Annotated in this window: 18 protein-coding genes and 1 pseudogene; 5 read left to right on the forward strand and 14 right to left on the reverse strand. The window is 61.6% G+C overall.

From position 1 onward, the window contains the following. Positions 1–6: 6 nt before the first annotated feature. From RSB01_RS02520 to RSB01_RS02555, 8 genes are all read right to left on the reverse strand, one after another. Positions 7–897, reverse strand: coding sequence for an acetyl-CoA carboxylase carboxyltransferase subunit beta (locus tag RSB01_RS02520; RefSeq protein ID WP_332590087.1), 891 nt, complete (start codon positions 895–897; stop codon positions 7–9). Positions 898–931: 34 nt separating this feature from the next. Beyond that, on the reverse strand, positions 932–1750 hold the full coding sequence (gene trpA / locus RSB01_RS02525) for a tryptophan synthase subunit alpha (RefSeq protein WP_332590088.1): 819 nt from the start codon (positions 1748–1750) through the stop codon (positions 932–934). Further along, positions 1747–2169, reverse strand: coding sequence for a hypothetical protein (locus tag RSB01_RS02530; RefSeq protein ID WP_332625037.1), 423 nt, complete (start codon positions 2167–2169; stop codon positions 1747–1749). Before RSB01_RS02530 ends, trpA begins: the two co-directional genes overlap by 4 nt. A 19-nt stretch (positions 2170–2188) precedes the next feature. Further along, a complete protein-coding gene (gene trpB / locus RSB01_RS02535; RefSeq protein WP_332590090.1) occupies positions 2189–3406 on the reverse strand; it encodes a tryptophan synthase subunit beta in 1218 nt (405 codons plus the stop codon). 41 nt (positions 3407–3447) lie between these two features. Continuing rightward, on the reverse strand, positions 3448–4092 hold the full coding sequence (locus RSB01_RS02540; protein WP_332590091.1) for a phosphoribosylanthranilate isomerase: 645 nt from the start codon (positions 4090–4092) through the stop codon (positions 3448–3450). 66 nt (positions 4093–4158) lie between these two features. Beyond that, on the reverse strand, positions 4159–4587 hold the full coding sequence (locus tag RSB01_RS02545) for a hypothetical protein (protein ID WP_332590092.1): 429 nt from the start codon (positions 4585–4587) through the stop codon (positions 4159–4161). Between the two features lie 69 nt (positions 4588–4656). Beyond that, complete coding sequence (locus tag RSB01_RS02550) at positions 4657–5397, reverse strand: pseudouridine synthase (RefSeq protein WP_332590093.1); 741 nt, start codon at positions 5395–5397, stop codon at positions 4657–4659. 99 nt (positions 5398–5496) lie between these two features. Further along, positions 5497–6396: a class I SAM-dependent methyltransferase gene (locus tag RSB01_RS02555; RefSeq protein WP_332590094.1), complete on the reverse strand. Its 900-nt coding sequence runs from the start codon at positions 6394–6396 to the stop codon at positions 5497–5499. 111 nt (positions 6397–6507) lie between these two features. Here RSB01_RS02555 and recQ point away from each other — a divergent pair, with 111 nt between their 5' ends. Further along, a complete protein-coding gene (gene recQ, locus RSB01_RS02560; RefSeq protein ID WP_332590101.1) occupies positions 6508–8385 on the forward strand; it encodes a DNA helicase RecQ in 1878 nt (625 codons plus the stop codon). A 12-nt stretch (positions 8386–8397) separates the two neighbouring features. Here the strand turns inward: recQ and RSB01_RS02565 are convergent, their stop codons facing one another. Continuing rightward, positions 8398–9297, reverse strand: coding sequence for an alpha/beta hydrolase (locus RSB01_RS02565; protein WP_332590095.1), 900 nt, complete (start codon positions 9295–9297; stop codon positions 8398–8400). A 158-nt stretch (positions 9298–9455) separates the two neighbouring features. Between RSB01_RS02565 and RSB01_RS02570 the strand changes: the two genes are divergently transcribed. After that, positions 9456–9935, forward strand: a complete 480-nt coding sequence (locus RSB01_RS02570) for a hypothetical protein (RefSeq protein ID WP_332590096.1) — start codon at positions 9456–9458, stop codon at positions 9933–9935. Positions 9936–9978: 43 nt separating this feature from the next. On the opposite strand, the gene hisN is transcribed toward RSB01_RS02570, so the two are convergent. Further along, complete coding sequence (hisN, locus tag RSB01_RS02575) at positions 9979–10758, reverse strand: histidinol-phosphatase (RefSeq protein WP_332590097.1); 780 nt, start codon at positions 10756–10758, stop codon at positions 9979–9981. Positions 10759–10872: 114 nt separating this feature from the next. Beyond that, positions 10873–11082: pseudogene (locus tag RSB01_RS02580) on the reverse strand (helix-turn-helix transcriptional regulator); the annotation flags it as partial. Positions 11083–11265: 183 nt separating this feature from the next. Here RSB01_RS02580 and RSB01_RS02585 point away from each other — a divergent pair. Further along, on the forward strand, positions 11266–11520 hold the full coding sequence (locus tag RSB01_RS02585) for a GlsB/YeaQ/YmgE family stress response membrane protein (RefSeq protein ID WP_332590098.1): 255 nt from the start codon (positions 11266–11268) through the stop codon (positions 11518–11520). Between the two features lie 87 nt (positions 11521–11607). On the opposite strand, the gene RSB01_RS02590 is transcribed toward RSB01_RS02585, so the two are convergent. Then, complete coding sequence (locus RSB01_RS02590) at positions 11608–12048, reverse strand: superoxide dismutase (RefSeq protein ID WP_332590099.1); 441 nt, start codon at positions 12046–12048, stop codon at positions 11608–11610. A gap of 173 nt (positions 12049–12221) precedes the next feature. On the opposite strand from RSB01_RS02590, the gene RSB01_RS02595 reads away from it, so the two are divergent. Beyond that, the gene (locus tag RSB01_RS02595; RefSeq protein WP_332590100.1) at positions 12222–13883 is read left to right on the forward strand and encodes a phosphatidylglycerol lysyltransferase domain-containing protein; all 1662 of its coding nucleotides are present in this window, start codon (positions 12222–12224) and stop codon (positions 13881–13883) included. Positions 13884–14149: 266 nt separating this feature from the next. Here RSB01_RS02595 and typA read toward each other — a convergent pair whose 3' ends face one another. Together typA and RSB01_RS02605 are read right to left on the reverse strand one after the other, a co-directional pair. Continuing rightward, complete coding sequence (gene typA, locus RSB01_RS02600) at positions 14150–15979, reverse strand: translational GTPase TypA (RefSeq protein WP_332625038.1); 1830 nt, start codon at positions 15977–15979, stop codon at positions 14150–14152. Positions 15980–16137: 158 nt separating this feature from the next. Further along, a complete protein-coding gene (locus tag RSB01_RS02605; RefSeq protein ID WP_332625040.1) occupies positions 16138–17199 on the reverse strand; it encodes a putative sulfate exporter family transporter in 1062 nt (353 codons plus the stop codon). Between the two features lie 80 nt (positions 17200–17279). On the opposite strand from RSB01_RS02605, the gene RSB01_RS02610 reads away from it, so the two are divergent. Further along, positions 17280–18152, forward strand: a complete 873-nt coding sequence (locus tag RSB01_RS02610; protein ID WP_332589838.1) for a LysR substrate-binding domain-containing protein — start codon at positions 17280–17282, stop codon at positions 18150–18152. Positions 18153–18157 lie beyond the last annotated feature (5 nt).

Here is an 18157-nt window from a genome sequence, read left to right on the forward strand (position 1 = left end):
TCGGCCTTAAGCGGCCTTGCGCTTGCCATCCATCAGGATGGACAGGATACGGCCCAGTGTTTCCGGCAGGTCGTGACGGGTCACAACCTTGTCGACCATGCCTTTTTCCTTGAGGTATTCAGCGCGCTGGAAGCCCGGCGGCAGTTTCTCGCGGATGGTGGTTTCGATCACGCGCGGACCGGCAAAGCCGATCAGGGCCCCCGGCTCGGCCAGATGCACATCGCCCAGCATGGCATAGGATGCCGTCACACCGCCCGTGGTCGGGTCGGTCAGCACCACAGCATAGGGAAGCTGGTTGGCTTTGAGGTCCTGAATGGCCAGCGTGGTACGGGCCATCTGCATCAGCGACAGCGCACCTTCCTGCATTCGGGCACCACCGGCGGCGGTGAAGCAGACCAGCGGCACACCGCGTTTCACAGCTTCCTGCGCCGCGGTGATGAAAGCTTCACCCGCAGCCATGCCCAGCGAACCACCCATAAAGGTGAAGTCCTGAACGATGACCACGGCGGGCGTGCCGTCCAGCGTGCCATAGCCGATAGCCATGGTGTCGGGACGACCGGCGGCCTTACGGGCAGCGGCCAGACGTTCCTTGTACGGCTTGCCGTCCGAGAAGTTCAGCGGATCTTCGGGCACTTCGGGCGTGGCGATGGATTCGTATTTGCCACCATCAAACGTCGCCTTCAGGCGCGTCGGGGCATTGATACGCATGTGACGGCCAGACGGCGTCACCCACAACGCAGCCTCCAGATCCGAGCGATAGATCATATCGCCCGTATCGGGATCTTTCACCCACAGGTTATCAGGCGTGTCCGTGGTTTTGACCACTTTGCGGACACCGGGGGAAAGGCGCGAAAGCCAGCCACCGCGGGCTTTGTTTTCGGAATTCTTATCGACCATGGGCGCTGTTTAAACGGTTTCCGTCACGGAAGCACTAGTTACGTGCATTACGAACTGCATCAGAAAGGGCGCGTACCTTGGCCAGTACACGCGGCGCAGCGGGCTCTCCGGCCTCAAGGGCGGCGGCGACCTCGTCGACAAGGGCAGAACCCACCACCACCGCATCCGATACACGGGCGATTTCGGCGGCACGCTCGGGCGTCTTGATGCCGAAGCCGACAGCAACCGGAAGACCTGCGGCCTTGCGAACGCGCATCACGGCAGGGGCAACCGAGGCGGCCTGTGCTTCTTTCACACCGGTCACACCGGCCACCGAGACGTAATAGATAAAGCCCGAGGTGCCGCGTGCGATCACTTCGAGGCGCGCATCGTCCGAGGTCGGCGTGGCCAGACGGATCAGCGACAGGTTTTCGCTATCCATGGCGGCAGCCAGATCAGCCGCTTCTTCCGGCGGGCAGTCCACCGAGATCAGGCCATCAATGCCCGCCTCGGCTGCTTCCTTGGCAAAGCGCGCATAGCCGTAGGATTCAACAGGGTTCAGATAGCCCATCAGGATCACCGGCGTGTCCTGATCGTTTTTGCGGAACTCGGCCACCAGATCCATGGTGCCACGCAGGGTCATGCCCGCCTTCAGGCCGCGCTGGGCCGCACGTTGAACGGGCGGTCCCTCGGCCATCGGATCGGAGAAGGCCAGACCCACCTCGATAATATCGGCACCGGCCTCGGGCAGGCCCTTGAGGATTTCCAGCGCCTCTTCGCGGCTGGGATCGCCCGTCATCACAAACGGCACAAAACCGGCGCGGTTTTCAGCTTTCAGCTTGGCAAAACGGGCATCAATACGCGCAGTTGTCACTGTGAGGCCCCTGCATCAGGCGCAGCGCAGACATCGCCGGGAATGGTGGCAAAGCCGAGGAAGGCCGGAGCCTCTGCGGCTTGCGGCTTGGTGGTGTCGTAGAAGGCGACCATTTGCAGACCGTCACAGCCACCGGCCTCGCGGCGCTTGACCAGAATGACGCGGTTGTCGTCACCGTCAGCGGCCAGCCAGCCCTGTTGTTCCAGATGCGCCAGATAGGCCTCGGCCACGCCGCCGGTCTGGTCCATGCGCGCGGTCACGCAGAAGGCCGCAGCCTTCAAAAGCCCACCACAATCTGCCGAAACAACAGCCGGAGCCAGCACCGGAAGATCGGACGGGATCGCCACCGAAGCGTCCGCCACCGGCGGTGCGGTCGTCACAGGTGCGTCTTGTGCGGCCAGCATCAGGCTCGCAGTCATCAGGGAAACCAGCATCGGATTAAAGCTCCACACCAAGATGTTTGGCGACGGTAAAGATGTCCTTGTCGCCACGGCCCGACAGGACCACGACAATATCGCCGCCCTTGCCGACTTCGCGGGCAATCTCGCCCGCACGCGCCAGAGCGTGCGAAGGCTCCAGAGCTGGAATAATACCTTCCAGTTTGCAGATCATCTGGAAGGCTTCCAGTGCCTCGACATCGGTCGTCGAGCGATACTCGCCGCGACCCAGATCGTTCAACCACGCATGTTCGGGACCGATGCCCGGATAGTCGAGCCCTGCCGAAATGGAGTGGCCTTCGAGGATCTGGCCGTCATCGTCTTGCAGCAGATAGGTACGGTTGCCGTGCAGAACGCCGGGGCGACCACCCTTCAGCGAGGCGGCGTGGCCGTTGTCCACGTCCAGACCATGACCTGCGGCCTCGACACCGATCAGACGTACGCTCTCGTCATTCACAAACGGGTGCATGGCCCCGATAGCGTTGGAGCCGCCACCGATACAGGCCACTACGGCATTGGGCAGATGCCCCATCTGGGCCAGAGACTGGGCCTTGATTTCCTTGCCGATCACCGACTGGAAATCGCGCACCATTTCTGGATACGGAGCCGGACCTGCCGCCGTGCCGATGATGTAATATGTGTCCTCGACATTGGTCACCCAGTCACGCATGGCCTCGTTCATGGCATCTTTCAGGGTCGCAGCGCCCGCCGTCACGGCGTTCACCTCGGCCCCCAAAAGCTTCATGCGGAAGACGTTCGGCTGCTGACGCTCAACGTCCACAGCGCCCATATAGACGGTACAGGGCAGACCAAAACGCGCACAGACCGTGGCCGAGGCCACGCCGTGCTGGCCTGCGCCGGTTTCGGCGATGATGCGGGTCTTGCCCATGCGGCGGGCCAGCAGAATCTGGCCCATGCAGTTATTGATCTTGTGTGCGCCTGTGTGGTTCAGGTCCTCGCGCTTGAGCCATACTCGCGCGCCGCCGAAATGCTCGGTCAGGCGTTCGGCATGATACAGCGGGCTTTCGCGGCCCACATAATATTTCAGATAGCCGTCCAGCTCTTCTTGGAAGCTCGGGTCCGCCTTGGCGGCCTTATAGGCTGCATCCAGTTCGTGGATCAGCGGCATCAAGGTCTCGGGCACGAAACGTCCGCCATAGGGGCCGAAACGGCCCTGCTCATCGGGCCATGCATAGGTGTTTTTCAAAGGTGCGTTCACGGCAGCAATCTACAGGGAGGAAGACGACGAAATCAGGGCGGTCAGGCCGGAGTTTGGCGGGCTGCATCCAGAAACTTCCGGATCAGGGTGATGTCCTTAACACCCGGTGCGCTTTCAACGCCAGAGGAGACATCCACCATAGATGCACCCGTTATGCGCAAGGCTTCACCTAGATTGGTGCCATCCAAGCCGCCTGCGAGGAACCATCTTGCCGGAAGCGTGCGATTGGCCATCAGCGACCAGTCAAAACTGTGCCCCACCCCTCCGGGCAGATCAGCGCCCTTGGGCGGCTTGGCATCGAACAGTAGAATATCGGCGACCTCGGCCCATACCGGTACATCTGCAAAATCTGCCTCTTCGCGGATCGGCAGGGCCTTGATGATCTTGGCTCCGGTCAGAGCGCGCACCTCGGCGGCCCTTTGCGGTGTTTCATTGCCATGCAGTTGAATAAAGTCGGGCATCAAAGCGGTGGCGATACGGCCCAGCAGCGCATCATCGGGATCGACCACCACGGCCACCACCGCTGCACGACCCCGGGCCATCGCAAACAGCTCGGCGGCGGTTTCCGGCTCTATATGGCGCGGGCTCTTGGGAAAGATCACCGCCCCGACATAGGCCGCGCCCCCCGCAAGGGCCGCTTCAAGCGTTTCGGGCGTCGTCAGCCCGCAGATCTTTACCTCGGTCATAGCCGAGGGGTGCGCGACCCTGACCGTAAGGTCAAGGCCGCACGGCGCAGCCAAAGTCAGGGCCGCTTATTTTGAGGCTGATTTTTTAGCGGCTGGCTTTTTAGCCGCCGCAGCCGCGCTCTTTTTGGCAGGTTTATCGTCCGCTTTCGCATCGGCAGACTTCTTGGCGGTATCCTTGGGCGCGTTTTTCGGCTTGGCCGTAGGCATGGCCCCTCTATTGGCATGGGTACGGGCGTCCAGCGCCGCGTACACACGCTCGATGGCGGCGACCAGCTCTGCCTTCTTGTCATGCGCGCCTGTATCGGGGCTCAACGCGCCCTGCTTGCGGGCTTCGCGTTTACGGCCACGGATCATGCGCAAAATCCGCTCGCGGCGGCTTCGCAACTGGCGGGCCAGTTCGGTCAGTTCGCGATGGGTAAAGCCTTCCAGCGTCTTCGACTGATCGACCAGCTTCTTCTCGTTCTCATCAAGCGAGGTTTTTGCAGGTGCCTTCATATTCATCCATCCTGTCATTTTCCCGTGACAAGACAGTGCATGACAGGGCCGGACGTTCCGGCCCTTTTGTTAGCTTGCGGAGAATATGGACGCGATTTCGTCCGCGTTCAGCAGCTTCCATTCGCCCGGAGCCAGATCATCCGGCAGGGTCAAACCGCCCAGACGCTCGCGGTGCAGGGCCTCGACATGGTTGCCGGTGGCGGCAAACATGCGGCGCACCTGATGATAGCGGCCCTCGGTTACCGACAGCAGGGCTTCGGTTTCTGACACCACTTCCAGTTCCGCCGCCGACAGAGGCTTGTCCTCGCCTTCCAGCATCAAATGGCCCGAGGCAAACAGATCACCCTCGGTGCCGTTCAGCGGGCGGACCAGCTGGGCGCGATAGACCTTTTTGACATGGCGCTTGGGGCTGATGACACGGTGCAGCAGGTCGCCGTCATCGGTCAGCAGCAAAAGACCCGAGGTCTGTTTATCCAGACGCCCGATGGTCGAGATGGCCGGATCGCGGCGCAACCAGCGGTCGGGCAGCACATCATAGACCAGTGCGCCGTCTTCCTTATGCGAACAGGTCATGCCCAGAGGCTTGTTCAACAAGATGACCAGACCCGGCACAGGGTCCAGCGGCTCACCATCGATCTCCATACGCGTAGGCAGGTCCGGCGTGATCGGGATGCGCTTGGTGACATCCAGCAGATCGACGCCATCCAGTGTAATCCCCCCAGCCTTGGCCATACGCGCCATTTCAGTGCGCGAGCCATAGCCCATAGAGGACAGCAGTTTGTCCACGCGCGCGGTCGGAACCTTCGCCATCTTAGTTTGCCCTATCGCTTGCCGCGCGGCGGATTGCTGCTTGAGGGAGGTTAGTTTCCCTATCGCTCGCCGCGCGGCGGCACTCTGCTTGAGGGGAGATCACTTCACCGCCTCAAAAATCTTGAAGCCGTTCTGGTCGACAACCATGTTCACGCGCTTGAAGACCTCGTTGAGGTCCTGCTCATAAGGCAGGTGACGGTTGGCGACGATCCACGCAACACCGCCCTTTTTCAGCAGTTCAGCAGACTTGCGTATAAATTTCTGGCCCAGACGTTTGTCCTCGACCCCGCCATCATGGAAGGGCGGGTTGGAGACAACAAAGTCCAGCGTGCCTGCGGCTTCCAGCGTGCGGACATCGCCCCATTCGAAGCTGGCGCGGGGGTCTTCGACATTCTTCTTGGCCGCCGACAAGGCGCGGCGGTCCAGATCGATCATCCGCAGCGAGGTCACCGCCGGTGCCCGCAGCACCACCGTGGCCAGCGCGCCATAACCACAGCCCAGATCAATGCCATTGCCCTTGAGGGACGGCAGGACCTGCGCCAGCAGCGCCGTGCCGGTATCAATGCGGTCCCACGCAAACACACCCGGTTGCGACCACGCTTCGAGGCCCGCAACAATGCGCGGTGCGCCGTCGCGAATAGCCGCCTCCAGACCTTCGACCGTTTCGGGTCGGGTCAGTTGCACACGGCGATGGTGGGCCTTGGCGTTCTCGGCGATATCCAGACCAAAGCCCTTCAACTCCTTGGCCAGACGCGAGCCGCCCTTGTCTTTGAGGGCCATGGTATCCAGACGGCCACCGGCCTTCAGCACCCGCAGGGCCTGAGCCAGCACATAGCGGCGCTCGACGGCTCCGGGCGGTGCATAGATGGTGATGTCGTCGACCGATCCGTCGGCCATGTCCTCAAGCGCACTTGATCCGGGGATCAGGGGCGAGGTCTGCGTGGCGCTCATCGGCGGATCAAACACGGCCGGCGGGCGACCATAAATCAGGCTTGTCATAGGCGCCCCTATAATGGTTTCGCGCTGCATTTGCGACAGTCGCCGTACCAGATGCGCTTTTGACTATCTGACAAGATGACACCCATGCCCAAATTGCGGCACAAGGCCCCCATGTTCGACCCGTCGTACGATAGTTTTGACTATAGTGATCCGTCGCCGACACTGGATGATGCCCGTGTCTTGCTTAAACGCGTATGGGGCCATGCGGATTTTCGCGGCCTGCAAGCCGATGTGATCACCGAGATCATGGCCGGACGTCATGTCATGGCCGTGCTGCCCACCGGCGGCGGCAAGAGCGCCTGTTACCAGATCCCCGCCATCCTGCGCCCCGGTGTCGGACTGGTGGTCTCGCCGCTGATCGCGCTGATGACCGATCAGGTCGAGGCGTTGAAACAGCAGGGCGTGGCCGCCGCCCGTCTGGATAGCGGCCTCAGTCAGGACGAGCGCAATGCCGTCTGGCGTGCCGCCCGCGCGGGCGAACTGGACCTGCTTTATGTCTCGCCCGAAGGTCTGGCCGCCGGTTCCATGCTGGAGCGCCTGTCGGAGCTGCAGATCAGCCTGATCGCCATTGACGAAGCCCACTGCGTCTCGCAATGGGGTCACGACTTCCGCCCCGATTATCGCACCTTGGGCAAACTGGCCGAAGTCTTCCCGCGTGTGCCGCGCATCGCGGTCACCGCCACCGCCGATGCCCGAACCCGTGAGGATATTCTGGCCTCGCTGCATCTTCAGGATGCCAAGGTCTTTGTCGACAGCTTTGCTCGCCCGAACCTGCAATTATCGGCAGAGCGCAAGATCAACGGATCACGCGCCCGCACCGATGCCCGCGTGGTGGAACTGGTGTGCGAACGCCCCCGCCGCTCGGGCGTGGTCTATTGTGGCAGCCGCGACGGCTGTGACCGGCTGGCACAGGAGCTACGCTCCAATGGTGTGAACGCCATCAGCTATCATGCCGGTTTCGACAACCGCGAACGCGACATCCGCCTTGACCGCTTCCTCAACGAGGAAGACGCCGTGATGGTGGCCACGATCGCCTTTGGCATGGGCGTCGACAAACCCGATGTCCGCTATGTGATCCATGCCGATCCCCCCGGCAGCCTCGAAGCCTATTGGCAGGAGGTCGGCCGCGCGGGCCGCGATGGCGAACCGGCCGAAGGCATCACCCTGTTTGGACCGTCCGACATTGCATGGTCGCTGCGTCGCCTCGAAGGCCGTCCGATGGCCGAGGAGATCAAGCAGGTTCAGGTCCGTAAGGTACGTCAGTTGTTTGCCATGCTGGATGGTGCCACCTGCCGCCCGCAAACTGTGCGCCGCTATTTCGGCGAGGCCATCGCCGAACCTTGCGGCGGCTGCGACATTTGCGGTGAGCCGCCGATGACCTTTGACGCACTGGTCCCGGCCCAAAAGGCGCTGGCTGCTGTACAGCGTCTGGGTGAACGCTTTGGCCGTACCCGCGTAGTCGATCACCTGATGGGCAAGACCAAGGACGTTCAACCTTGGGAGAGCCAGCTTTCGACCTTTGGCATTGGTGCCGACCTCAGCATCCTGGGCTGGCGCGATGTCATCGATCACCTGATGTTCGAGGGCCTGCTGGTCGAAGATCCCAATGAAGGCAAGCCCGTCATCCAGTTGGGCGAGGCCGAGGCTGTGCGCGGGGTCTATCGCGGCGAACGCGATATCCGCGTCAAACAACCGCCCGCCCGTGTCGCCGTCGAAAAGCCGCGCAAAAATCTGGGCCGCAATCTGCCCGCCGAAACCCTCGATACCGATGTGCGGGCGCGTTTCGACGCCCTGCGCAACTGGCGTCGCGACCGCGCCAAGGAACAGGGCGTGCCGCCCTATGTCATCTTCCAGGACAAGACGCTGGTCGAGATCGCCGTGCAGGAACCGCGCGACTTCAACGACCTTGGCCGCATCAATGGCGTCGGAGCCGGAAAGCTGGAACGCTATGGTCAGGCGGTACTGGACGCCCTGCGTCAGATCGCCTGAGACCTATAGGTTTCAGTCGGCCAAGAACCGTTTGACCGCCAGTTCCAGCTGCTTGGGCGTGTCGATCATCACCATGTGCTCGGCCCCGTTCATGCGCTCGAAACGAGCCGGACGGCGCAGGTTCATATAGCCATAGCGGAAGGCGTCATCGACCTGTGCGCGCGGGTTTTCAGCCTTGTCGCTCCAGCCATAGACCACCGTCACCGGCGCGGTGATGTCGGGCAGACGATAGCGCAGGTCATTGGTCAGTACCTCGTACAGGCCTTGCGCAAGCACACGGCGGTCTCCGCCCTGCCAGCCCAGACTGTTGAACAGGTGATCGCCACCTGCGCCCAGATCAATCCCCGACTGGGCCGCCGTCGACCGCAGCATCTCGTCGCCCAGCATCATCACGCCTTGAAACACCAGACGCGCCAGAGGCTCGACATCGGCTCTGGTCGCCCCGCGATTGATCAGCGAAGGGAAGAAGGGCGATGAATCCAGCACCATGACCTTGCTGATGCCCTCGCCCTCGTCGGCCGCGACGCGCAGGGCCAGTTGCCCGCCCATGGAGTGCCCGATGATGGCGGGCCGCTCCAGTCCGCCCTCGCGGATATAGCGTTTGATCTCGCTGGCGATTTCCGTCGTCAGATGGCCGCGCGCATTGCCTTGCGGCGGATATTCGCCAAAGCCGCGCACATTGACCAGATGCAGCCGGTAACGCCCTTCCAGCACCGGCACCAGCTTGGCCCAGACCGCCGAGGTCGAGGCCAGTCCGGGGATCAGAATGATATCGGGACCATTCTCGCGTCCCGTGACCTCGATATGGATCCGGTCCGAAACAAACACTTCATCCACTGCAGGCGCACTATCGGAAACAGCCGGTCGCGGTCCCTGCGCCATAACCGGCGCAGCAGCCAGCCCAAGCGCCACGATGCACCCGCAAAAAAGACTGATCCAATAACGGCTATTGAACATCCACCCACCTTGTCGTTCGAACACGGCAAAAGCTCGGCACGCGTCGAAGGTTCCCCATTGCAAAAATGTAACCTTGGCGCAAAATACAACCTTCACACTGGGAGGATGTGACCATGCTCGCACTATCCGTTATGGCGCTTTTGACGATCGCGCCCGTACCGTCTCAGGCTCAGGAAGAGCTTCAGGCCGCCGCTCCGGCCCCGCAAGCGGTGGGCCAAAGCTGGAACGTCATGTCGCGCAGCAGCACCACCGTCTACATGGTCGATGTGAATGCCATCAAACAACAGGATGGCATCACCACGATCTTTGTCGCCCGTGTTCCCGCCCAGGGCGAAGCCAGCGACAAGACCCACTCGCTGACCGAGGTCAATCTGCGTTGCAACGCCAACCAGTCCAAGACCGGCACCGAAATCTATTACGGCGCGGATGGCAGCGAGGAAGAACGCATTCCCAACGATTATCCGTTCGAAGCCATCGCCGCGAACAGCCTGGATTCCTATGTGAAATCCATCGTTTGCGACAATGACCGCACGACAGCGACCTTTGATAGCATCGAGGCGTTCATCGCTGCCGGTCGCCCCAATACCCGCTAAACACCCTGATCCGATAAGGTGGCGGCTCTGGACAGGGCCGCCTCTAGAATTTCAACAGCGCCAGAACCGGATCACGCAGGGCCTCGTCCCCTACGGCCAGAACGCGCCCGTCCTGTGCCGTCGGCATCTGACCGTCCCAGCCGGTAAAATCGCCGCCTGCGGCCTTTACCAGCGGCAGGACCGCCGACCAGTCCCAGACCTTTAATTCGCTTTCCAGCACCACATCGATGCGGCCCGCGGCCAGCATCGCATAGGCGTAACCGTCACAGCCATACCGCGCCATTCGCACCTGTGCCTTCAGACGATCCCAGCTATCACGATCCTCGCCACGGAAAATATCGGGGTCGGTCGTCGCCGCGACGGCCTGTGAAAGCGACGCACATTTGCGGGTACGGATCGGGGTCTTGCCCTCGCGGGTCACCAGATAGGCCCCGCTGGGCCCGCCGATGAATATCTCGCCAATATAGGGCTGTCCTGCCACGCCGATCACCGGCACGCCCTGATGGCGCAGACTGATCAGATTGGTCCAGAGGGGCAGGCCTGAAATAAAGGCGCGCGTGCCGTCGATAGGGTCCAGAATCCAGACATATTCGGCGTCCGGATTTTCCTCGCCATATTCCTCGCCGATAATGCCATGCTCGGGATAGCGGGCACTGATCGCGGCCCGCAAGGCCCGCTCGGCGGCACGGTCGGCCTCGGTAACCGGATCAAAACTGCCCGGCTCGGCCTTGTTGATCTCCGACACGTCGGTGCGGAAGTACGGCAGGCTGACTTCGGCAGCCACCTTGGCGAGTTCGAGGGCAAAAGCTTCTAGGTCGATCATGGCCGTGGCTTACACGCCGTTCGTCCAAACTTCGAGACAAAAGAGGCCTTAGGCAGCGGCATCCTTGGCCATCGGTGCCACACAGGCGCTATCGCCCGCTCCGGCCTCTTCGAAGCCGTCATAGAAATAGCCGGTGCCCGTTTCCAGCGCATGGGCCAGATACCACAGGCGCGCTGCCGATATCCGGTTGGCTCCGCACTCGTATTTCTGCACCTGCTGGAAACGGATCCCCAGACGCTCCCCGAGTTGCTGCTGTGTCAAACCCAGAACGCGACGACGGCGGCGCACCCTGCGGCCAATATGCAGATCGATTTCGCTCGCCACTTCACCCTCGCCTGTTTCAAAACGACACCGGAAACCTTCGTTTACAGTTTCCCCCATCAGGCGAAGCAAGGGTGGTGCCGCGCAGAACGACACACCTAAATATCTGTGTTATCGCAACTGTCGGGCCGATCATGCATTAGCCAAGCGGGACCTTTAAGTCTCCAGACCTATTGGGAGGGATTTATGAGCGGTTTTGGTTTTATCGCGTGGATTATCATCGGCCTTATCGCCGGTTGGCTGGCTGAGAAAATTATGAAGCGCGATCATGGTCTTTGGACCAATCTGATCGTCGGCGTCGTGGGTGCATTGCTGGGCGGATTTCTGGTCAACATGCTGGGCATGGACGCTTCGGGAAGCTGGATCGTCGGGATTGTGGTCGCCACGCTTGGTGCCGTTATCCTTCTATTCCTGCTCGGCCTGATTAAAAAACGCGCCTGACGGATGAGCGACCTACGAACATAAAAAGGGCGACCCGGTTGGGTCGCCCTTTCAATTTGGCCCTAGCCGTAACCCTTGGGGTTCGACTTAGGCTTTCGGCTCGTCAGCCGGTGTATCGGCAGTCGTATCGGCGTCCGCATCATCCGCAGTTGCGGCATCCGTTGCGGGTTCTTGGCCGGCAATCGGCGCAGCCGACTGGAAATCGGACAAGGTTGCGTTCACGACAATATCCGAACCCTCTTGGCGGATACCGTTCAGGGCAATGGCGCGGACAATGCCATCAGCACCACGAACGGTCAGTTCCTGACCATTGGCACCGTTCTGTGCACCCACCAGTTTTCCAAGTTCGCTGCCATCAGCGCTCTTGACGGTGGCACCCGGGTTCAGAGTAAGGCTTTGCGGCGCAGCAGCAGCTTCGGCCGGAGCGGGCGGAGTGGCCATATCCTGCGGTTGTTCTTGAGCAAGTGCAGGGGCGGCGATCATCATGGCACCGGTCATGCTATACAGCAGGGCAGCTTTGCGGATCATGTCTAACTCCTCGGTTTAGCGAGACCTGACGCTCGCAAGATAGTGAACACCTCGTGTAAATATTTGTTTCCCATGCCTTAAAATGACCTTTGACGGGCCACGGTTGGTCCGAAAAAACGGCACGCCGTCCCAATTATTAATTTCGACCGCCCAACTTCTTACCCCGCACCCATATGACCCAAACCAAAAGCCGGAACCTGCCCCGCATCGCACGCCGCCTGGGCGGACTGGCCTATGAGCTGACGCCGCAGCTTTTTGCCGTCGCATCCTTCCTGCTGGGCGCGCTCATCCTGCTGTCTGCCGTGACGCCGGAATTTAACGACCGGTTGCACGCACTGGGCCGCTGGGCCGAGCCGATGATTATCGACCTCAGCCATTTCGCAGCCAGCATCACCGGCTTCCTGCTGTTGTTCATCTCGGCGGGTCTGTGGCGACGTCGGCGCGGTGCCTATTATGCGGCTCTTCTGGCCCTGATCGGCGGCGCACTCTTTTCCATCCTCAAGGGTTTGAACTTCCTTCAGGCCTTTGAACTGCTGGTGGTCGCTGCGCTGTTATGGCCCTGCCGTCCGGCCTTTAACCGCCGCTCGCGCTTGGGAGAACCCTTGCGTCCCGGCTGGCTTCTGATGCTGGTCGCGGCTGTGATCGCGATGATCTGGCTGGGCTTTTTTGCCTATCGCGAAATCCCCTATCAGGACGAACTGTGGTGGGCCTTCCTGACGGACAGTCAGGCGTCGGGCTTCTTGCGGGCCGTCGTGGTGCTATCGATCCTGACGCTGGTGGTGGCCTTCCGCTCGCTGTTGTCGGCCCCCGGTGCCAGAAGCCATGGCCCCGCCAAGCCTGCCGAAGTCGAGCGCGCCCGACAGGCCCTGAAGACCGCCGAGGTGGCCTCGCCCGAGGCCCGTCTGGCCCTTCTGGGGGACAAGGCGCTGCTGTTCTCGCCTTCGGGCCAGAGCTTTCTGGCCTATCGCGTGCGCGGGCGCCGCTGGATCGCCATGAGCGAACCGGCCGGTCTGGTATCAGAGCGGCTGGAGTTATTGTGGTCGTTTGCCGAAATGGCCGACAGCTATGGGGGCTCGCCTGTTTTCTATTCGGTCAGTGAAACCCTGCTGGCCGATCTGGCTACTCTGGGTCTGGCCGTCCGCAAGGTCGGCGAGGCGGCCGTGGTGCCAACGCACTGTTTCTCGACCGAGGGCAAGGGCAAGCAGAACCTTAGAACCGCGGTCAACCGCGCCGAGCGCAGCGGTTCACAGTTCTCGGTTCTGCAACCGGGCGAGAGCCGCGCCATCGCCGACGAGCTTCGCGCCATATCCGATGCCTGGCTCGAGCATCATGAGGGCTCCGAAAAGGAGTTCTCGCTGGGCCGCTTCGACATCGACTATCTGAACGAATGTCCTGTGGCCATTGTGCGCGAAGAAGGACGCCTGATCGCCTTTTCCAACCTGCTGATGAGGGCAGGCAACAAAGAAGCGATGATCGACCTGATGCGCTATACGCCCGATGGTCCGCACGGGGTCATGGACTATATGTTCACCCGCATTGCCCAGTGGTGCCGCGAAACCGGTATCGACCATCTGGATCTTGGCATGGCCCCGCTCTCGGGCCTCGAAGACCGCCGTACCTCGCCGGTCTTTGCCCGCGTGGGAGCCCTCATCTTTGAAGAAGCCAATGCCATTTACGGCTTTCAGGGACTGCGCGCCTATAAGAGCAAGTTCGGCCCCAACTGGCGTCCGAAATTCATCGCGGCCAGCACCACCACCCCGCTGCCTCTGGCCCTTCTCGACGTCGCCCTGCTCACCAGCAAAGGCTGGCTCGGCCTGCTCGGCCTGAAGAAGTAGCCACAAGCCCACCCACAACACAAAAGGCCAGCAGCACCCCACCGCTGGCCTTTTTCATGCGCTGATCACAACGCTAAAACAGACACCCCGCTCCCCTTACTGCCCCTCAAGCACCGAGCCCCCGCGGGGCGAGCGTTAGGGGCCAAACGTCTCTGGTAGCGAGCCGCAAAGCGGCACGCCTAAGGGACAACTTAAAAACCGAGTAAGCGACGCGCACGAAAAAGGGGCGGCTCTTTCGAGCCGCCCCTGACTTCGTAAGCTAAAGCTTACTCAGGCTTCTGGCGCTTCTTACGGAACGACGGGTTCAAGATGGCCTTGCGAAGACGGATGTTCTTCGGGGTCACTTCAACCAGTTCGTCTTCTTCGATGTAGGCAATGGCCTGCTCGAGCGACATCTGACGCGGCGGGGTCAGGCGAACAGCTTCGTCCTTGCCCGAGGCGCGAACGTTGGTCAGTTGCTTGCCCTTGATCGGGTTGACGTCCAGGTCGTCCCAACGCGAGTTCTCGCCGATGATCATACCTTGATAGGTCTTCTCACCTGCGCCGACGAACATCACGCCACGGTCTTCCAGATTCCACAGTGCGAACGCAGCGGTGTCGCCGTCCGAGTTGGAAACCAGAACGCCCTTCAGGCGGCCTTCGATGGCACCCTTGTGCTCTTCATAGTGCGAGAACACGCGGTTCAGTACGCCCGAACCACGGGTGTCGGTCAGGAACTCGCCCTGATAACCGATCAGCGAACGCGACGGGCATTTCAGCTGGATGCGGGTCTTGCCTGCACCCGACGGGCCCATGTCGGTCATTTCAGCCTTACGGGCCGACAGTTTTTCGATGACGATGCCCGAGAACTCTTCGTCCACGTCGATCATGACGTCTTCGATCGGTTCCAGCTTCTCGCCGTTCTCGCCGGTCTGATAAACTACGCGCGGACGCGAGATCGACAGCTCGAAGCCTTCACGACGCATGTTCTCGATCAGAACGCCCAGTTGAAGTTCGCCACGACCGGCAACTTCATAAGCGTCCGAACCCGGAGCCTGCGTGATGCGGATCGCCACGTTGGCTTCGGCTTCTTTCATCAGACGGTCGCGGATAACGCGCGACTGAACCTTGTCACCTTCACGGCCCGCCAGCGGGCTGTCGTTAACGGCTACGGTCATCGAGATGGTCGGCGGATCGATCGGCAGCGACGGCAGAGCCTCGGTCACTTCCATGGCGCACAGGGTGTCGGCCACGGTAGCCTTGGACATACCGGCGATGGCGACGATATCGCCCGCTTCGGCTTCGTCCACCGGCTGACGCTTCAGACCACGGAAGGCCAGAACCTTGGTGATACGACCGCGTTCGATTTCCTTGCCGTCACGGTCCAGAGCGTGGATCGCCATGCCCGGAATAGCCTTACCAGCAGCGATACGGCCGGTCAGAATGCGGCCCAGGAACGGATCGGACTCGATCAGAACGTTCAGGATCTGGAACGGCTCGTTGACGCGAGCTTGTGCGGCCGGCGCCGGAACGTGCTCAACAATCAGGTCGTACAGCGGGGTCAGGTTGTCGTTCGGTTGCGACAGGTCCATCGTTGCCCAGCCCGAACGGCCCGATGCGTAGATGACCGGGAAGTCGAGTTGTTCGTCCGTTGCGCCCAGGGCAGCAAACAGGTCGAAGGTTTCGTTCAGAACGCGGTCCGGATCGGCGTGTGCGCGGTCAACCTTGTTGATGCACAGGATCGGACGCAGGCCCATCTTCAGGGCTTTGGTCAGAACGAACTTGGTTTGCGGCATAACGCCTTCTTCGGCGTCCACGAGGATGACGCAGCCATCCACCATGCCGAGGATACGTTCAACTTCACCGCCGAAGTCGGCGTGACCCGGGGTGTCGATGATGTTGATGCGGGTTTCGCCAGCCTTGCCGTTCCAGAGCACCGAGGTGCACTTGGCCAGAATGGTGATGCCGCGCTCGCGCTCCTGATCGTTGGAGTCCATGGCGCGTTCCGTGGTCGCCTCGTTGGCGCGGAACAGGCCCGACTGGGCCAGAAGGGCGTCAACCATGGTCGTTTTGCCGTGGTCAACGTGTGCGATAATAGCGACGTTACGAAGGTTCATTTCGGGCTCGGGCGGACTGTGTTCGGTCACGGGAGGCCCGCGCCGCTGCAAAAAGATGCAGATATGGGAAGGATTTCGGTGCGCCTAATACAGTGCCCGAAGCCAAAAGACCAGAGCAGGGGTCAGATGGTCACAAAACGGTCTAATACGAACAAAGCTTAACCGAGACCCAAAAGGGTAATGGCGGCCACGGCAAATCCGCCGATCATCAGGGCCGAGATCGCAGCCACGGCAGCCACGCGGGGTCCTGCCTTGGCGACAGCACGCGGGTCAACCATCAGGCCCAGCCCCGCCATCGCCACCACCGTCATAAGCGTCACCGCATGATCCAGAGGCACCAGCACGACCTCGGGTATCATGCCCAAAGAGCGCAGCCCCATCAGCACCAGAAACACCATGATGAACCACGGCACCAGTTGCATCAGTTTCAGCTTTTTGCCGGTTTTGGCTTCGCCCTTTTGCGCCGACCGCGCATGCATCAGGCCCAGAACCAGCGTGACCGGCCCCAGCATCAGCACCCGCACCAGCTTGACCACGGCCCCCGTCTGAATTGCCACCGCTCCGGCAGGGGCGGCGGCCGCCAGAACCTGCGGTACAGCATAGACCGTCAGACCCGCCAGCACCCCGACACCGGTAGCATCATAGCCCAGAAGACTGCCCACCACCGGCACCAGCAAGACCACGGCAATCCCCAGAACCGCCGTAAAACCGATGGCCGCTGCTACATCCTCGCCCTCGGCCTCGATGGTCGGGGCAATGGCTGCAATGGCCGAGTTGCCACAGATGGCATTGCCGCACGCCACCAGAAGCGCCATCGCATGCGGCAGTCCAAAGGCACGGCCAATGGCATAGCCCGCAACAATCGCCACCACGACGACACCCATGATTGCCAATAGCAACCACGGGCCCAGTGCCGCCACCGCCGCCCCTGAAACCGTTGCCCCCAACAGAGCCACCGCCACTTCCAGCAAGGTCTTGGCGCTGAAGCGGACACCCGGCATCCAGCGATCCGATGGCGACCAGAAGATACGAATGGCCGCCCCCAGCAAGATGGCCAGCACCAGTGCCTCGATCCATGCAAAGCCAACCAAGGCCAGTTCCAGCTTTTGCAGGCCAAAGGCTGCCAAGGCCACCAGCGCACTCAATGCCACACCGGGCAAAAGCGCGATCAGTCGCGCGCCGGAGGAAGGACGGGTCAGCATAGGGCTAGCTTGAGTCATGCCCCTCTATCTCACCCGCCCAATCATCAATCCAACGCATTGTTCTTGATTTAATGATCTTTAAATTCGATTGATTGAGCATGACCCTCGAACAACTGCGTATCTTTGTCGCCGTGGCCGAGCGCCAGCATATGACGCGGGCCTCAGAGGCACTGAACCTGACCCAGTCCGCCGTCAGCGCCGCAATCACCGCGCTGGAGAACCGGCACGGCACCAAGCTGTTCGATCGTGTGGGACGCGGACTGGTGCTGAACACGGTCGGCGAGGCCTTTCTACCCGAGGCCCGCGCTGTGCTGAACCGCGCCGAGGCCGCCCAAAGCCTGCTGGATGATCTGGCGGGCCTGCGTCGAGGTCTGGTGCGTATCCATGCCAGCCAGACTATCGGAGCCTATTGGCTGCCGCAGCGCATGGCCGCCTTTCAGCAGGCCCACCCAGCTATCGACCTGCAATTATCCATCGGCAACACCCATAGGGTGATCGAGGCGGTGACATCGGGAGAGGCCGAACTGGGCCTGATCGAAGGGGCCGAGGACGCGCCGTGTTTGTCGCGCCAGCAGGTCGGTGCCGACCGTCTGATTATCGCCGCCAGCCCCGACCACCCGTTGGCCCTACAGGACAACATCCTGACCGCCAGAAGCCTTGCCGGTCTGAACTGGGTCTTGCGCGAGGAAGGCTCCGGCACGCGCAGCGAGTTCACCAATGCCCTGCCCCAAGGCATGAGCGCCAACCAGTTACAGGTTTCGATGGTTCTGCCGTCGAACGAAGCCATTCTGACGGCGGTGGCGGCCAGCACTCTGGTGACCTGTATTTCGGAACTGGCCGCCCGCCCTCTGATCGAGGCCGGGCGGCTGGTCCGTCTGCCGCTGGATATGCCCGAGCGGCCGTTTCATCTGCTGAGACACAAGGAACGCAGTCCCAGTCGGGCGGCCAGCGCTTTGGCAGCCGCCCTTTAGAGCAG

The sequence above is a fragment of the Brevundimonas sp. genome, assembly GCF_036659295.1.
Lineage (GTDB): Bacteria > Pseudomonadota > Alphaproteobacteria > Caulobacterales > Caulobacteraceae > Brevundimonas.

What these genes read in the sequence shown, in the direction of transcription:
- RSB01_RS02520 (WP_332590087.1), bottom strand. Translation starts at nt 897, where the DNA reads ATGGTCGATAAGAATTCCGAAAACAAAGCCCGCGGTGGCTGGCTTTCG.
- RSB01_RS02530 (WP_332625037.1), bottom strand. Translation starts at nt 2,169, where the DNA reads ATGACTGCGAGCCTGATGCTGGCCGCACAAGACGCACCTGTGACGACC.
- RSB01_RS02540 (WP_332590091.1), bottom strand. Translation starts at nt 4,092, where the DNA reads ATGACCGAGGTAAAGATCTGCGGGCTGACGACGCCCGAAACGCTTGAA.
- RSB01_RS02545 (WP_332590092.1), bottom strand. Translation starts at nt 4,587, where the DNA reads ATGAAGGCACCTGCAAAAACCTCGCTTGATGAGAACGAGAAGAAGCTG.
- RSB01_RS02550 (WP_332590093.1), bottom strand. Translation starts at nt 5,397, where the DNA reads ATGGCGAAGGTTCCGACCGCGCGCGTGGACAAACTGCTGTCCTCTATG.
- RSB01_RS02555 (WP_332590094.1), bottom strand. Translation starts at nt 6,396, where the DNA reads ATGACAAGCCTGATTTATGGTCGCCCGCCGGCCGTGTTTGATCCGCCG.
- recQ (WP_332590101.1), top strand. Translation starts at nt 6,508, where the DNA reads ATGTTCGACCCGTCGTACGATAGTTTTGACTATAGTGATCCGTCGCCG.
- RSB01_RS02570 (WP_332590096.1), top strand. Translation starts at nt 9,456, where the DNA reads ATGCTCGCACTATCCGTTATGGCGCTTTTGACGATCGCGCCCGTACCG.
- hisN (WP_332590097.1), bottom strand. Translation starts at nt 10,758, where the DNA reads ATGATCGACCTAGAAGCTTTTGCCCTCGAACTCGCCAAGGTGGCTGCC.
- RSB01_RS02585 (WP_332590098.1), top strand. Translation starts at nt 11,266, where the DNA reads ATGAGCGGTTTTGGTTTTATCGCGTGGATTATCATCGGCCTTATCGCC.
- RSB01_RS02590 (WP_332590099.1), bottom strand. Translation starts at nt 12,048, where the DNA reads ATGATCCGCAAAGCTGCCCTGCTGTATAGCATGACCGGTGCCATGATG.
- RSB01_RS02595 (WP_332590100.1), top strand. Translation starts at nt 12,222, where the DNA reads ATGACCCAAACCAAAAGCCGGAACCTGCCCCGCATCGCACGCCGCCTG.
- typA (WP_332625038.1), bottom strand. Translation starts at nt 15,979, where the DNA reads ATGAACCTTCGTAACGTCGCTATTATCGCACACGTTGACCACGGCAAA.
- RSB01_RS02605 (WP_332625040.1), bottom strand. Translation starts at nt 17,199, where the DNA reads ATGACTCAAGCTAGCCCTATGCTGACCCGTCCTTCCTCCGGCGCGCGA.
- RSB01_RS02610 (WP_332589838.1), top strand. Translation starts at nt 17,280, where the DNA reads ATGACCCTCGAACAACTGCGTATCTTTGTCGCCGTGGCCGAGCGCCAG.